Source organism: Bacillus sp. GbtcB10 (genome assembly GCF_019091365.1).
Classification (GTDB): Bacteria; Bacillota; Bacilli; order Bacillales; family Bacillaceae; genus Bacillus; species Bacillus altitudinis.
The window spans coordinates 1-263 of the sequence record NZ_JAGXJP010000208.1 but is presented as its reverse complement, the minus strand read 5'-3'; the positions used below and the strand labels follow the sequence as shown (position 1 = coordinate 263).

The following is a 263-nucleotide window of genomic DNA, read 5'->3' as shown; positions in this document are numbered from 1 at the left end:
CTGCCGATGTTTGCCGCAATTGTTTGCAGGATGATTGTATCCATCATGTTCATTTGTGTTTTTTTACTAATGACAAGTGTTATTGGTACAAAAGTGAGGAGAGCAACATCATTTGTTACAAACATGGAGCAAATAAAGCATAACAAAATTAGAATAATAGATATTGACCTGCTGTTATTGCATTTATTTAAAATCGCAACGGCAAGTTTGTCTAATATCTTTAGCTGTTCCAAGGCCTTAATGGCCACCATTAGATTAAATAA

General features: G+C 33.8%; 1 protein-coding gene. It reads right to left on the bottom strand.

Annotated elements, in window-relative coordinates:
- Positions 1 to 263, bottom strand: a 263-nt coding sequence (locus KVT11_RS20105) for an SLC13 family permease (protein ID WP_254636541.1), incomplete at both ends; no start/stop codon positions are given.